Annotated in this window: 12 protein-coding genes; all 12 read left to right on the top strand. The window is 35.0% G+C overall.

The genetic code is table 11. From position 1 onward, the window contains the following. Positions 1-511 precede the first annotated feature (511 nt). The 12 genes from CLU97_RS13785 (at position 512) to CLU97_RS13730 (ending at position 15794) form a co-directional block, all read left to right on the top strand. Complete coding sequence (locus CLU97_RS13785; protein ID WP_121488440.1) at positions 512-5209, top strand: hypothetical protein; 4698 nt, start codon at positions 512-514, stop codon at positions 5207-5209. A gap of 31 nt (positions 5210-5240) precedes the next feature. Beyond that, on the top strand, positions 5241-8783 hold the full coding sequence (locus CLU97_RS13780; protein ID WP_183084572.1) for a fibronectin type III domain-containing protein: 3543 nt from the start codon (positions 5241-5243) through the stop codon (positions 8781-8783). Next, positions 8783-9355 (top strand): hypothetical protein, encoded by a 573-nt coding sequence (locus CLU97_RS13775; RefSeq protein ID WP_121488438.1) that lies wholly within the window; start codon positions 8783-8785, stop codon positions 9353-9355. Before CLU97_RS13780 ends, CLU97_RS13775 begins: the two co-directional genes overlap by 1 nt. 14 nt (positions 9356-9369) lie before the next feature. After that, entirely contained in the window at positions 9370-9843 is a 474-nt protein-coding gene (locus CLU97_RS13770) for a SitI3 family protein (RefSeq protein WP_121488437.1), read from the top strand. Positions 9844-9952: 109 nt separating this feature from the next. Continuing rightward, the gene (locus tag CLU97_RS13765) at positions 9953-10429 is read left to right on the top strand and encodes a pentapeptide repeat-containing protein (protein ID WP_121488436.1); all 477 of its coding nucleotides are present in this window, start codon (positions 9953-9955) and stop codon (positions 10427-10429) included. Positions 10430-10438: 9 nt separating this feature from the next. After that, on the top strand, positions 10439-10774 hold the full coding sequence (locus CLU97_RS13760; RefSeq protein ID WP_121488435.1) for a hypothetical protein: 336 nt from the start codon (positions 10439-10441) through the stop codon (positions 10772-10774). 116 nt (positions 10775-10890) lie between these two features. Next, a complete protein-coding gene (locus tag CLU97_RS13755; protein ID WP_121488434.1) occupies positions 10891-11253 on the top strand; it encodes a hypothetical protein in 363 nt (120 codons plus the stop codon). Between the two features lie 34 nt (positions 11254-11287). Further along, entirely contained in the window at positions 11288-11638 is a 351-nt protein-coding gene (locus CLU97_RS13750; RefSeq protein ID WP_121488433.1) for a hypothetical protein, read from the top strand. 14 nt (positions 11639-11652) lie between these two features. Beyond that, entirely contained in the window at positions 11653-11841 is a 189-nt protein-coding gene (locus CLU97_RS13745; protein WP_121488432.1) for a hypothetical protein, read from the top strand. Positions 11842-11887: 46 nt separating this feature from the next. Further along, on the top strand, positions 11888-12115 hold the full coding sequence (locus tag CLU97_RS13740; RefSeq protein WP_121488431.1) for a CPCC family cysteine-rich protein: 228 nt from the start codon (positions 11888-11890) through the stop codon (positions 12113-12115). 40 nt (positions 12116-12155) lie between these two features. Beyond that, positions 12156-13553, top strand: coding sequence for a hypothetical protein (locus CLU97_RS13735; RefSeq protein WP_121488430.1), 1398 nt, complete (start codon positions 12156-12158; stop codon positions 13551-13553). Between the two features lie 153 nt (positions 13554-13706). Beyond that, on the top strand, positions 13707-15794 hold the full coding sequence (locus CLU97_RS13730) for a fibronectin type III domain-containing protein (RefSeq protein WP_121488429.1): 2088 nt from the start codon (positions 13707-13709) through the stop codon (positions 15792-15794). Positions 15795-15796 lie beyond the last annotated feature (2 nt).

The following is a 15796-nucleotide window of genomic DNA, read 5'->3' as shown; positions in this document are numbered from 1 at the left end:
ATCATTAAGATAAATCATTCTGATGGTAAGCTTAAAGCGAAGCTCATCTTACTATTCTTAAAACCTTAATAACAATCTTAATGGTTCAAAAAAACTTTAAACAGACTCATTTTTAAACTATTAGGATAAAAAACGACTGGAAGTCTCTTATTCTCTGTATCCAGATACTTTTTTCATCATTAACAAATGTCTCATAATTAAAACTTTTTTCATAAATTTTTTATTTGACTTTTAAATGAGCTATTTATTATAAATGATAATAATAACACTTATTTGTTTCGATTTATATAATCCTAAAATATTTTGAATTTATATAAAAATATACATATTATGGAAAATTAGTATGTATAAATTTTATATATAACTATTTTAAAATGAGCATGTTGGTATTGGTAATTTAAGACTTGTATTACTATTTGATGCATAGTTGTTTTTGTTAAAAAATGAGATGTTTTCTTTGCGAAATTTCTAAAAATAGAATTAAAAATATACTTTTGCAAAAACACAATGCATGACAAAAATATATTCTATTTTTATTATGCTCTTATTTTTTGTTTCCACAAAAGCTAATAGTCATGATAAAAGTGATTCTCTCAATTTATACAAGAGCTTATCGTTTCCGGATAAGCCTGGCAGCAAGTATTCTCTTTCAAAATTTCCCTTAGATCATTTTTCTGTACTATCGGAAAATGATCCGGATACCGATCAGGAGATTGGTAAAGCTACTGTAGCATTCGATGCCGTAGAACAGAGCGGAAACTTTACCAGTACCATAAATCCCAATGAACTCACAGAATTTCCTATTGGGCTTAAAGAAAATATATCCAGTGTAGAATACAGTCTGGTGGTTAACAAGGCAATATTTACCCCTGAATATGCACTTATTAACGTATATGGAAGAGTGGTTACCCCACAGCAGGGAGCAGAAGGAGGAAAGAAAACCCTGTTTTTTGGAGCCGAAGGTATAAAGCTTTCCTATAACGGAAAAATCATAGGAGATGCCAAACTTTCTCTGCTGGGAGACGTCAGCATACCTTTTAACAATAACCAATGGATGCTTACCCTTGAGGGGGGAAGGCTTAACAGGTCTAATGGTGAAAGTGTAAATGACAATACCTATATCGTCATGGATTGTGATGGGATTAAAGAACTTTCTCTGAAAGGGAATGTTCAGATTTCCAGAAATGTGTTGGTTCCTTTAGATGGAAACGGTGTTGTACTTCCTGAAATAGGAGCAAACGGAATCACAAACAGGGTTAGGGGCGATTTTTCCATTAAGGCAACAGACTGGAATGATCTGCTGGTAAAAGTGAGCATAAGCCCTTTCGCCATTACTTCACAGATCAAAAATCAGGATAAAGGATATTTCTCTTTCTTCGTCAACAATGCTGTTCTGGATTTAAGTGATCTCAGGACAGATCCAGATGTTCAGTTTCCGCAATATTATAATACCCACGGTTATCTGATCGGGGGAACGGACTCCTGGCGAGGACTGTATGTACAAACTTTAAAGATAGGTCTTCCCCAGGAATTCAAAACGGAAGATCATATAGACAGCCGGGTTTCTTTTGAAGCCAACAATCTTCTGATTGATTCCTATGGGGTTTCCGGAAGCTTTGCCGCCAATAATCTTTTTCCGATAGACAGAGGGGTTACCAATAAAGAAAATGCATGGAGATATTCTCTGGATAAAATAGGAGTAGATCTGGCTGCTTCTAAAATTGTAGGAGCAAATTTAGAAGGCACTATCCAGCTTCCGATTCAGAAAAATAATACGGACATCTCAAACAATGGAATTCCAAAGTATCTCGGATACAGAGGAATGATCACAGAAGAAGAATATCTTATTTCTGTGACGACATTAAATGATATCAATTTTGATATATGGAGTGCCAAAGCAACCATTGCACCAGGTTCTACCATTGAAATGCGGGTGAAAAACAGAGAGTTTCTGCCCAAAGCGATTCTTAACGGAAGTTTAGCTATTGGTGCAAATGCATCAGCTGCTGATAATAATAACCCGAATGAGAAAAAAGATGCTGATTTTAAAGGAGTGAAATTTCAGGGGTTAACCCTTCAGACCAAAGCTCCTTACATCACAGTACAATATTTCGGTGTTGAAGGAGAGCAGAAACTGGCTAATTTTCCCGCAAGTATCAAAGACATACAGGTTATAGCAGACGGTTCTCAGGTGAGTTTAGGATTTGGTATATCTGTCGGATTGCAGGAAGACCGTTTTTCAGCATCCGGCGGAATGATCATCAGAGGGCTGGTTACCAATGAAAATAACAGGCAGCGATGGAAATATGATGGTTTTGATTTAACTAAACTTGGACTTCATAAGGTTGATATAGGCGTTGCCATAGTAACGGGTGAATTTCAGCTCATGAGAAAGGATCCTTTGTACGGAAATGGCTTTAGAGCATTCCTCAAGGCGGAACTTACAGCTGTTAAAGGAATAACAGTAAGCGTTAATGCAGCCTATGGGTATAGTACGTTCAGATACTGGGGATTTGAAGGGTCAGTACGGGGGCTTGCCATTCAGGCATCAGCTCTTAGAATTACAGGATTTACAGGAGGAGCATTTTATCATATGGTTCCGGATAGACAGATGTCTCTGGATCCGGCATATGCAGATAAAGCATTGGTGCTAAGACCAGATAGTACAGTTGGTTTGGCATTAAGAGCCGGAATTTTTGGCTCAATACCTAAAGAGAATACCATTGATATTATGGCTGGATTCAATATTTCCACGAACCCGAATGGAGGGCTGGCCAATATCGGATTTATAGGAGAAGCGGTGGTGATGGCTAATTTATCAAAATTAGTTCCCGGTGATCCTATGGCTGGTCTTAAAGATAAGTTTAAAGAAATGGTCGGGAAGCCTGCCTTCCTTGAAAAGCTTAAAGATAAAAGGCTGAATTCTGTGCTGGATGTAGCAGATGTAGATAATGAATATCCTGTTACAGAAAATATGGAAGGAGCCATCCATGCCAAGCTTGCCATGAATTATGACTTCAATAACAGTGTTTTTCATGCAAGTTTAGATGTCTTTGTTAATATAGCCAACGGAATTATCAAAGGAATTGGTCCAAACGGGAGAGCAGGATGGGCAGTTGTACATATTTCACCGGATGAATGGTATATGCACATCGGTACTCCTACAGACATGATCGGCCTTAAAGTCGGTTTCGGAAATTTCTACCTGCAGTCGGGCAGCTACTTTATGGTAGGAAACAGAATTCCGGGAAGCCCACCGCCTCCACAGGAAGTGGCTGACATTCTTGGTCTCCAGCTCAATGATATCGATTATATGAGCAGTCTCAATGCCTTAGGAGACGGGAAAGGATTTGCGTTCGGAACCCACCTGAAATTTGATACGGGGGATATGACGGCATTGTTTTTATATGCACGTTTCCAGGCAGGTTTAGGAACAGATATTATGCTTAAAGATTATGGTGAAGCCAAATGTTCCAACCGTGGAGGAGATCAGATCGGAATCAACGGATGGTATGCCAACGGACAGGCTTATGTGTATCTGCAGGGTGAACTTGGAATCAAAATAAAACTTTGGTTTATCAAAAAGAAAATCCCGATTATTAAAGCGGGGGTTGCATCTTTATTACAGGCAAAAGGTCCGAATCCGTTCTGGGTGCGTGGATATCTTGGAGGATATTATAACCTGTTGGGAGGGATGATTAAAGGAAAATTCAGATTCAAGATGGAATTTGGAGAAGAATGTGTATTGGAAAACTCTTCCGTTCTGGGAGGTATGAAAATCATCTCAGACCTTACCCCTAAAAAAGATGAAACCGATGTGGACGTTTTTGCCATTCCACAAGCTACATTCGCTGTACGTGTTAACGAACCTATTGTCATTCCTGAAGACGATGGTGATCATACCTATAAAGTGGTGGTAGATAAAATGACCGTTATTGATGATCAGGGGAAAGAAATTAAAGGTGTTATTGAATATACTCCATCCAAAGACGTTGCTAATTTCATTTCAGAAGATATCCTTCCTCCGAATAAAACATTAAAAGCCATTACTCAGGTAAGTTTCATGGAGAAAAAGAACGGGATGTATGAAGTGGTCATGGCAGACGGCCAGAAAGCCGTTGAGGTTGAAGAAAGAGTATTTACCACAGGAGGAGCTCCGAACGTTATTCCTTTACAGAATATACAGTATGCCTATCCGGTTCCTGACCAGGAAAATTATTATACGGGTGAGGCCAATAAAGGATATATAAAACTTAAGCGCGGACAGGATTATTTATTTGATGATCCTAACTGGAATACAGTAACAGCATTTGCTGCCGAATCGCCAACAGAGAGTGATTTCTCTTACAATACCAATGAAAATACGGTGAACTTCAATACACCTAATCTTGGAAAAGAGAAAGAATATACATTTGCCCTGATCGCAAAAAATAAAAACGGAAATGGAGCAGAAGGAGGAAATCAAACTGTAGAGCAGACGGTTAAAAATGAAGAAAATCAGGAAGATTCCGGCGTTTCTGTAACAACAGAAGTAAAAAAAGCTCAAAGTCTTTCTAAAAACGGAGAGATTGAGAGATTGGCCTTTGTTTTCAGAACCAGTAAGTATAATACGTTTGCAGATAAAATGTCCGGCTTACGTTTCAGTCCGCTGTGGATAAGAGTAAGTTCGGATGTGGTGACCCTTCAGAATAATATGAATGCAGATGAATATTTTGATGCTACTGAAATTTCAGGGTCAAAATATACAGACAATCTGCCATTGATTAACCTGACGGCAATGATGGATGATTCTTTTGCGAATAAATTTAAAGGACTGATTTATAACAGCTATCCTTTTGATGAACTCACCCTGAACAGAGCTGAAAACGAAGATGACACTGCTGGAATTCCACCGGTAAAGGCATTTCCGGTTTTCACTTCCTATATGCAGTATTTGGGTAATGAAAAAGGAAACGGATTCCTGAAGCAGACATTCCCGTTCAAATATGATCTGTTCAGTTATTATAAATCAGACTGGTATGAGCTGATCTCAAAAGCCGCTTCCAAATATGTAGGAGCTCCGGCCAATACAAGACCAGCATTGATCAACACTTTATTGCAATCTACCTATGGGATTATTCCGGAAACGAAATACAATGTAAAAGCAAAATACATCCTTCCGGGGAATAAGCAGGGAACAGAAAAACAAATTAACTATGAATTTAAATAGGCTGTAAGCAAAAAACATAAAAATGATTAAAATGAAAATTTATTTTCAACACTATAAAAACAACCAGCAAAGATGGGCTTCTTATTATTCGAAGCTTATCACCTTGCTTTTGCTTACAGCTTACAGCTTACTGCCTATAGCAAAAGCTCAGCAGTATCCTGTTAAATTAGTTCCTGTTGTAATTCCTCCTTACAGTTTAAGAATTGGAGATTACGCTACAAGTACAGACAACAAGCTTCAGCTGCAGGTCTTAATGACAGATTTGCTGGAACCCCAGCATCAGACGGGAATTAAATTTTCTTTAGAAGCAGGACTGAATGCCGTACCCATAGCAAAATCCAACGATTTTATTGTGGGTATGAACCCGTTTATGCTCTATCCCGGTAACAATATCACCCTTACCAATGTAGATCTCAGGTCTTTATTTGAGCTGCAGAATTTATCGGGAATCAATGCGGTGCAATATTCAAAACCATTGTCAGACGGAGTATATCAGTTCTGCTTTCAGGCTTATGATTATTATACTAAAAATAATCTTTCTTCTAAAACCTGTGCTCCCGTATTTCTGGTGCAGTATGATCCGCCAATGCTTACCCTTCCGCAAAATGCAGAGAAAGTACAGACACTGTCTCCATACACCGGAGGAGCAGGTATTGTTTTCCAATGGATGCCCAGACAGATAGCTCCTAACACAAAGTATATTTTTACCTTAAAAGAACTTTGGGATATGGGGCAGAGCCCTGTTTCAGGATTCCTTTCCTCACCAGCATTGTGGACGGAAGAAACTTATGCTCCGACTTTGTATTATGGAATTGATAAAACCCAGTTAATACCAGGAAAAAGATATGCGTGGCAGGTACAGGCAAAATCAGGAAACCCTGTTTTGGGAGCCAATCCTACGGATGATAACGGAGTCTATAAAAATAACGGATTGTCTGAGATCTATTATTTCGATTACGTAGAAAACTGTGCGGTCCCAACACTTTTAATGGCTAAAAATGTCGGTCGTGGAAGAGTGGAACTGAACTGGAGTATTGCAGGCCAGCCCGCTGGTTTATACAATGTTCAATACCGTAAAAAAGGAAGTACCACAGAATGGGTAACCCAGCAAAGTTATCAGCCATCTGCCATTATTACAGGGCTTGAAGACCAGACTGAATACGAATACCGTATCGGTTCCGTATGTGGAAATGTACAGACTTTTAACAATACCAATCCATCTGAAAATGGAAATTCCGGAGGAAACGCCTATTCGTACAGCGGAGTACAGTATTTTACTACAGATTCCAATGAGGTAGACAGTAACTACCAGTGTGGGATTATGCCTGCCATTGATATTGCGAATAAAACGCCGCTGCAAGATCCATTAAGAATTAATGATGTCTTTATGGCAGGTGATTTTCCTGTTACCATTCTGGAAATATCTGGTGGAAATGGTACTTACAGTGGAAAAGGATGGATTGATATTCCTTATTTATCTGGTGTTAAGGTAAAAGTTGATCTTAATAATATCCAGCTTAACACCGATAAAAAGCTGATTGCAGGAGTAATTGAAACTACTTATGATCCGGAGGAAAAAAATGTTGTCGGTTTAAGTAGTGGATTAAATGATTTGGGCAACTTATTTACTGAAATTATCAGTTCAATAAACAATGCTTTAGGTAATGGTGGAATGACAAAAGCGGAATGGGAAAAGCTGTATGATGATATTAATACTTTTACCGATGAAGGAGGGCAGACCGCTTCCGGATTATACGAACAGGGGTTAGTAACTGATGAACAAAAGGAAAAGCTTGATAAGCTGAAAGAAGAAATTGACGAATTGCTCAAAAATCTTACCTGTGCTGTAAAAGAAGGCGAAAAACAGAAAGGTTCTGACGGTATTATTGAAAATGAATGTGAAGAGAAAGAGAAAGAACTAAAAGAAAAAATAGCGCAGTATAATAATGAACTTAAAGAAACCTCAGGAAATGCCTGTATCTGGAATGTTGGAGAACGTGAAGAATTAAAAGGTAAAACATTTTATTTCCAACAGAAAGTTGAAGATAAGGCATTGCACAAATTAAAGTCAGGTGATTTCCCATTATCATTTAACAGGTTTGGAAACGTATATACTTTTAGCAGTAACGGACAGGTTTACTATCCTGAGGCAGGTACAGGTAAGTTTACCACTAAAGATGTTGTTAAATATTACCAGTTTGAAAATGCAAGTGAGCCAATATCAATAAGCGTAAATGAAAATGCAGATGATCAAATTACGATAGGCGGGCAGAAGGAAATTGCCATGAAAGATTGTTCTTCTGGTAATAAAGATAAAGGAAAAGGCTTAGGAAAAGGAACGCTTTATACCAAAAATGTTGAGGGCAGATACAAAGTCACGGTAACGGAGAACAATGGAAAAATCTCTTCTAAGTTTGAGCTGACAGGGCAGGGAGATTCTAAAACAGCATCCCAAAAACAGAAGATAGAACAGCAGGTACAAACCCTGATAGATGAAAAGCTGAAAGAGCTGGGAGGTTTAAACAATAAAACATCACCGTCTGTAAACACTTCAACGGAAGACGGCGGAGAGTTTTATGTAAAACAAATGAACGGCAAAGAATGGTTGGGCACCCTTGAGAACCTTGGGGTAAGTGTTTGGGAAAATGCCACCATGCCTGAAGACTACTGGAACAAAGATAAAAATTACAGTGCCTCTAATATCCATATTCCTCCTACATTTGCAGGAGTTGGTGATGGCGTTATCGGAGAAATATCAGATTATCCACAGCTTATAAAACTGGGGTATGATGTTTCTACCAAACAGGAAGTAAGAGAAGGACTTTGGAAAGCCGTAAAAAATATTAATTTAGGAAGTATTAAAACGGCTGCTACCGGAGTACTTAAAAATAAGTGGAATGCTTATACAAACAGTCCGGGACACATCACTTACCATGAAATGGGTAAAGATGGTGTTACTGTTGTATCGCTGGCAATGGGTGCTGGTTTCTTTAAGAAAGGAACAGATGGATTGAAGGATGGAATTGAAGATACGGGGGAGAAGTTTGTTAAGAAAGAAGTTGATGAGATTTCTGAGGTTCTTGGGAAAATAGTCAAAAATGGTAATAAAATAGAGTATACCAATCCTGCAGGTAAAATTTTAAAATGGAGTGAACAAGGAGTTAAAGATATTGACAATGCTATTATGGCTTCAAGAAATTTAGATCCTTTAAATTCCAATAATATTGGTAGGATTACAGAAGGTAAAGTAGGAGAATTTGTAAAAAATAAAAAACAAATAGTTGGTTTTGGACAAAAGATAGATCCTAATATTACAGACTTAGATGTTTCAACCATTGATGAAATTATCGAAGTAAAAGCTTCTTTCAGCTCAGTAAAAGAAGGGCAATTTGCTAAATTGTTAGATGAAAATTTGGATAATTTTTGTAATCCTCATCAAAAAAAGGTGATACTTTATATTGATAAGCCGGTAAATGAAGCAACACAATCACAAATAAATATGATAAACAGAATTAAACAGCAAGGAGTAATTGTCGTAAATTCCCTAGATGAACTTGGTCAAATATTAAAATAATGAGTACATTTTCAAAAGCATATGTCAGATTAACGAATCTAAATGAAATTTTAGATGAAATTAAAAAATATTATATCATTGGGAAAAATGAAACTATGAATGAACCCAAATCTTGGTATTATTCAGAAAATGGGAATGAGACAATGATACTTTCTAATAATTATAATAAATCTTGGTGTGAAATAGAGTTGGAATTTAATTTTTCTACTTATTTATATGATGAATTCTTGAGAAGACTTTCAGAGAAATTTGAAACAGTTATTCTTTTGGGATATTATCAGTCAACTATAGGAAATGGTAGAATTGCAAGATTTTGTAAAGGGCGACTTGAGCTATCTATAGCTCAATATTATTCTAGCTATGATGGGTTTGAAAAAATTTATTTAACTGATAATTTCGGGGTATCATATCCTATTAAAAAAGAGTTTAATATACCCAGATTAGGAGAAGACTTTAATGCTATTGATTATGAGTTGATTAATAAATTTTTCAAAAACAATGATTTATTTTCTGATAATTTTAAAAGTTATGAGGATTGGTCTTATTTACATCTTGAGAAGATTAATGAATAATATGATTAAATATAATGGCAATAGAATATCGCTTACATATTAAAAGTCAAAACTTTGAGTTCAATCTTATAAGGAATTATCTGACTCTAAAAAATATTTTACTTAAAGAAGAAATTTTAGATAAAACAGTAATTTTTGACTTATATAATGTTGAGGGCTTCATAATAACTATTTATAAAAATAATAACAGCTATTTTGAATATTTAATTTCTAAAGAAAATGTAATATTTAGAGAGTGGGTTCATTCCTATGTAATATGTTTTAGGCTAAATAAAGATTATGATTATTTGAATGCAAAATTAAATATGTTAGATGTTATTACTTATATTTTAAATCATACTTCTGAAGATAGTATTCTGTTATATAGTAGTGATGTCATGATTTTAGTGCGAGAAAAAAATGAAATTAATATAAATAATGAAATGGGATTTTGGAATACAGATGAAATGTTGAGCAAGAAAAAACTTATATTATTAAAAAATAAATGATATGCTTATGCTAACAACCCAAAGCACATTAATCTATGATGGAATGGATTAATGTTATTGAATGGATAGCATTGGATGTTATCAGGATTGTAATGAATCGTAGTAGAATATGAAAAAAATGAATGTTGATAATTTAAATGCTATGATTAAATCTTATCAGGAAGATGTGAAATCAGATATTGATAATCTACATATATCAGATTACAAATTTGAAAATATAAGGTTTGAATATACCGGATTGAGAAATAATGTTTTCAAAAACTGTATTTTTAAAAATATCAAATTTGAAACAGTTTACTTTAGTAAATCTGTTTTCAGACAATGCTTGTTTAATAATTGTGAATTTGAATCTATAGATTTTGGATTATTTGAAGTTCTTTTTGAAAATGTGATTTTTTATAAAACTAATTTTTATAAAACAGATGTATTGTCAAGCTCATTCATAAACGCTCATTTTATAAAATGTAATTTTAATTATTTTGATATTTCAGGAAATATTCTTGAAAATTGTAGAATTATTGACTGCGATACTTCGGGATTAATATTTTCTCCTGATGCTTTTGCAAAAAATAATTTTATAGATTAAAACATATTGATGGGAATAATATTAAACAACAATGTAGTTTGGGGGCCAAAAAAAGCTATATCTGAAGCTTTTTTTGAAGACATTTCTTATATTATTAAAGATAAAAAAGACTATGACATACTACAATTAGAAATAGACAAATCAATATTTTACTATACATGGACATTAGATTATAGAAATAAATCATTATCGGATTTATTGCTTTTTTCGTCTTTAGTGGATATGCTAATTGAAAAATTTGATGAGATATATGAAGATCGTTTGAATGAAAATATAATTCAAGTATATAAAAGCTCAATATCAGATCTTAGAAATATTTTAATAAAATCGATTGAAAACTATTGACTGAAAACTGGTTTAGTATTTTGGTTTTTCAAGAAATGGAAAAGTAGAAATACACTTTTACTTGAACAATGATGGGACAATAGGTTCATATTTCCCTAAAAAAAGATAATTATAAGATGGAATATACATTTGAAATTTATAAATATTATGATGAGCGAGATGGATTATCTAAAGAGAGTCCATTACTTCATATTGAAAATCATGAGAAATATGGTGATTATTTTCTTACAGAAATCTCAAACTTACGATTTGAATATCTTGAAGAGATAATACCTTCATTAAAAAAGGTACTTAATGAAGAAGTAGATCAATATGATTTTGGGTATGAGGTGTATTCCATAGAGTGTAGACGAGACTTATCACAGGTAATTGATACATATGATGGTTGGAGATCTATTGCAGAAATACCTACGCAAGGTATCTATGAATTAATGCGAGATTGGAGAGATTATTTAATTCAATATTATAAGAAAAAATAATAGGATATTTACCCATGCATTGGATAGATAGGGTATGGATAAATTAATTTCTTCCGAATGGCATTATAACGATTATGAAAAAATAAGATATATGATTGATGAAGAGTCTGAGTGGCAAACTGCTTCTCTGGAAAACTTTTCAAAAGTTATGGAAACAATAAAATCTGAATATCTCAAAAGAAAAATAGTAGCTATTAATTTCTTATATAAAGATAAGACAGGAGCTGGTTTTGTTTTTATAAATGAAAATAATATTGCGCTTAATTTAAATATTAATCGCAAAACCATAAAGAATGGAATAAATACAGACTTTTCATTTTATATAGAAGCATTAGATAATATAATAACAAATGATTGCTATATAAAATGTTTTGAAACACCATAGTTTTTAGAAATACAATGAAAAAAATTAGCAGAGAATATGCAAAAACTCAATTGGCTATTGATAAAATCATAAATGCTGATGAAGAATATCTGAAACAGATTTTAGATGCTGATTATATTTATAGAAACGGAAAGAGTGAAGGAGAAAATATAAAGTATAATACAATTTACGATAAGGCTGTTTCAAAATTTTTAATTAGATAAAGAAATAATTTTAAAAGGTGTTTCCAATTCCTATTTAAAAAACATCATGGAGAAGCATCTTGTTGATCATGATATTGAAATAGTTGGCGAGAACGAAAAGCTTTATAGATGTAGTTGCTGTAAACATTTTACATTAAATACTGTTGGAGAATATAGTATCTGTAGATTATGCTACTGGGAAGATGATGGAACCTTACCTGATGAAGTAGATAGGTTTAGTCATCCAAACGGAAGCACATTAAACGATTATAAAAACGATTTTGAAAAAAGATAAATACTCTGGAAATAATTTTTGACAAATAAAAACAACACAAATGATGAACACAAAAATTTTCGTAATCTCCACCATGCTGGTGGGTATTTCTGTATTCTCGCAGGAAATTAAAATTAAAAAAGGAGAGCTGCTTTTGGATGATAAAGTAGTTGCTAAAGTAGAGGATAAAAAAGAGGTCTATAGCTTTAGTGATTTAAATGGTCAGCCAAAATTCAGTGTCAAAGTATTTCCCACAATAGGTACTGAAAAAGGCTGGGTTGAATTTACAGGACAAAACGGGAATGTAAAAGAAACTGAGTTTGCTGATACAGGTTTTACGTTAAGTGAAGGAAAACTTATTGTTAAAAATACATTATCACAGGGACTTCTTACAAAAGATGGTTTTGACGAGGCCAAGGTAAATGAATTTTTCAAAACCACTGACCGTTCTTTAACACAGGATAGAGAGAACAATAAAGCGGCACAAAAAAAGGTAGATGATAATGAAAATGTATTAGCCAATGAAAGAGGAATCAGAATAGATAATTCTGGTAAAATATGGGATAAAAACAAAGAGCTGACTGGCTTTATTAAAAGAGTAGACCTAGGATATAACGGAGTCTTCAATGATTATGAGTACAGAGTGTATGATACTAATCAAATTCAGATAGCTACCCTAAATTGTACAAACTATGACCGTGCTAATGCTCAAAGAGGAATGAAAATCATGACATATGATAATAAGGTGTCTGAAATTTCAGTAACCAACAACAGCTTCTCGGGGCCGTTATCAGAAGATAAAGTGGCAGACCGTATGGTAAAGAGACTCATTTTCAACGGATATACATTGGGAGATATGAAATCTACTGTGGTAGACTCTGTCAATCAACGAAATGAAGCTGCGGAAAATCAGGCAAAAGCAAATTCTCTAAATATCTACAACATTCCCGGATATGTTATCGACAAAAGCGGAGCCAAAAAAGAAGGAAATATTACTATAGAATTTGAATCCCTTGATGCTAAAATGGGAAGAGAAAAAGGAATGGGTGACCTTACCAATTATGGAGGATCTGTAACCCTGAATGCAGAAGGTAAAAATGAATTTTTCAAAGCCAAAGACGGAGTGAAATTCTGTGCAGGCGAAAGATGTTTTGTAGGAGTTCCGGGAACCGATATGTTTGGAAGCAAGTTTACGGAAATCCTTTCGGAGAATAACGGAAGCTATGTTCTTAATGATGTAAGAAATCCGGAAGATTTTTATCTGAAATTAAACAACCAACCAAAAGCTGTTTACTTAGGAGAAAAAGGAGGTTTTGGAAAAAGAAAACCGGAAAAAATGAAAAAAATATTCGATGAATATGTCAACTGTCCGGCAATGAATTTCTCCAGCTATGATACAACAACGAAAGAGGGGCTCATCAAAGTTCTGAACGACTATCAGACCAGCTGTAAAAAGTAAATAAACCATTCATCTTCCTGTTTTTATAAAGCAGGAAGATGATATAAATAAAATGATATTGAAACAAAACTACATTTGATCTGGGTTTCTGAGAAATACCCGATGACAAAAACCATGTGAATGATCTTACATTAAACATTTAAAAACGCAATTTTGAAAAAATTTTTATTTCTCCTGTTTTTCTGTAGTTTACTATGGGGACAGCAAAAGAATAGTGATAAAAACATTATTCCTCACATTCGTCTGAAAGTAGACAGTAAAAACGACCATATTTCTTTACGATGGGCGGTAGATGAACCTCTTGTCTGGCAAAAAGCCAATAAAATTGGATTTTCCCTAAAAAGATTCACGCTTTCCCGTGACGGAAAAGTGCTGGAGAAAGCCGAAGAAAAAGATCTGGGGATATTCAAACCCGCCTCCGAAAATGAATGGAAGAAAATGGTCCAGGAAAATGACAATGCAGCCATTGTTGCGCAATCGCTTTTCGGAGACGGTTTTGAGGTTGAAATGGGAGAGAAACAGGGAAAACTTGAAGGAGTTGTAAACAAATCTCAAGAAGTTGAGCAAAGATTTGCCTATGCATTAATGGCTGCCGATCTTGATTTTAAAGTCGCAAAACTGGCAGGCTGGGCATATACGGATACCAGCGTAAAATCAAACGAGAGATATCTTTATACCGTAAGCATCAATACCTCGGAAGGAAGCCTTCTGGTACAGAAAGGCGATGCACTAGCCACTGTTTCAGCCAATACAGAGCTTCCCAAACCTTTAGATTTTATAGGGATATTTAAAGATAAAACCGTTACGCTTTCATGGGAATATTTGCAATTGAGAGATATTTATACCGCTTATTTTGTTGAAAAAGCGCAGAATGGAGGAAGCTTTAAGCCTTTGGGAAATCTTCCGGTGATGAATATGAATGATAATGACGGAAGACAGGTTCAGGGAATGACCTTTGTGGATTCTTTGGCTCAGAATACTACAGAATTCAGTTACCGTATCCGAGGGAAAACAATCTTTGGAGATTATGGGCCTTATTCTGATATCGTATCGGGAGCAGGTAAAAAAAGCCTTGAAGCAACGCCAAGGATTTCAAACGTTATTATCGATGAAGATGAAAGCATAAAGCTTGAATGGGAATTTCCTAAGGAAGACGAAAAAAATATTGCATCGTTCGAATTACTGCATTCGGAAACCGATTTGCAAAACAGCTATAAAGTAGTTAAAAACAAGATTCCTGTGAGTGATAGAAGCCTTATTACAAAAAGTCTGGCTCCTTCCAATTATTATAAAATACAGGCCGTTGGAAAATCCGGAGACAAAAGGGAATCTTTTTCGATTCTTGCACAACCTAATGATATGACACCTCCTGATACTCCGCTAGAATTTAAAGGAAAAATAGATACGTTGGGAGTAGCCCATCTGGAATGGAAAGCCAATACTGAAAAGGATCTGGAAGGCTATCACATATTCAGAGGAATCCAAAAAGGAGATGAAATGGTGCGTGTAACGCCTCAGGCGATCACAGAAAATCATTTTGAAGATAAAGTTGTGCTGGAAAACCTTAACTCGAAAGTATATTATTACGTTACTGCAACAGACAGAAGAAAAAATCAATCCAGACCATCCATCATTCTTGAACTGGAAAAACCAGATAAAGTAAAACCTCAGACTCCTGTTTTCACAGAATATAAACTTGAAGATGACGGTAAAATCACCATCAGCTGGATGAGAAGCCACAGTGATGATGTTGTTGCCCACCAATTATTCCGCCAGGCAAAAGAAGGAACAGACAAAAGCTGGAAAATGATTTATGAAACTAAAGATATACAGCCTGCCTATACCTATACCGATAAAGAGGTAGAAGCAGATAAAAGTTATACTTATTATTTACTGGCCATTGATAAAAGCCAACTTAAATCTGACAAGTCCCAGGAAATGACACTCAGAAGCAGCAGAATTGAAGCATTATCAATATTAACCAATCTTTCCGGCGCGGCGAACAGAAATAAAAAACAGATAGAACTGAATTGGAAAATTAACAGCAAGGATGTAGGAGAAATTATAGTCTACCGCCAAAAAGGAACCGAAAAGCCAACCATGTGGGGAACCCTCAACGGAGCTCAGAATTTCCTTGAAGATAAGGCTGTTCAGACAGGTAATTCTTACACCTATCTCATCAAACCTATGCTAAAAACGAATCAGCTGGCGAAAACAGAAAAAATTACAATCGAATATTAAAA

Origin of the sequence: Chryseobacterium sp. 7, from assembly GCF_003663845.1 — a bacterium.
Lineage (GTDB): Bacteria > Bacteroidota > Bacteroidia > Flavobacteriales > Weeksellaceae > Chryseobacterium.
Note: the sequence above shows the minus strand (reverse complement) of the source record. Positions and strands in the feature narration are given on the sequence as shown.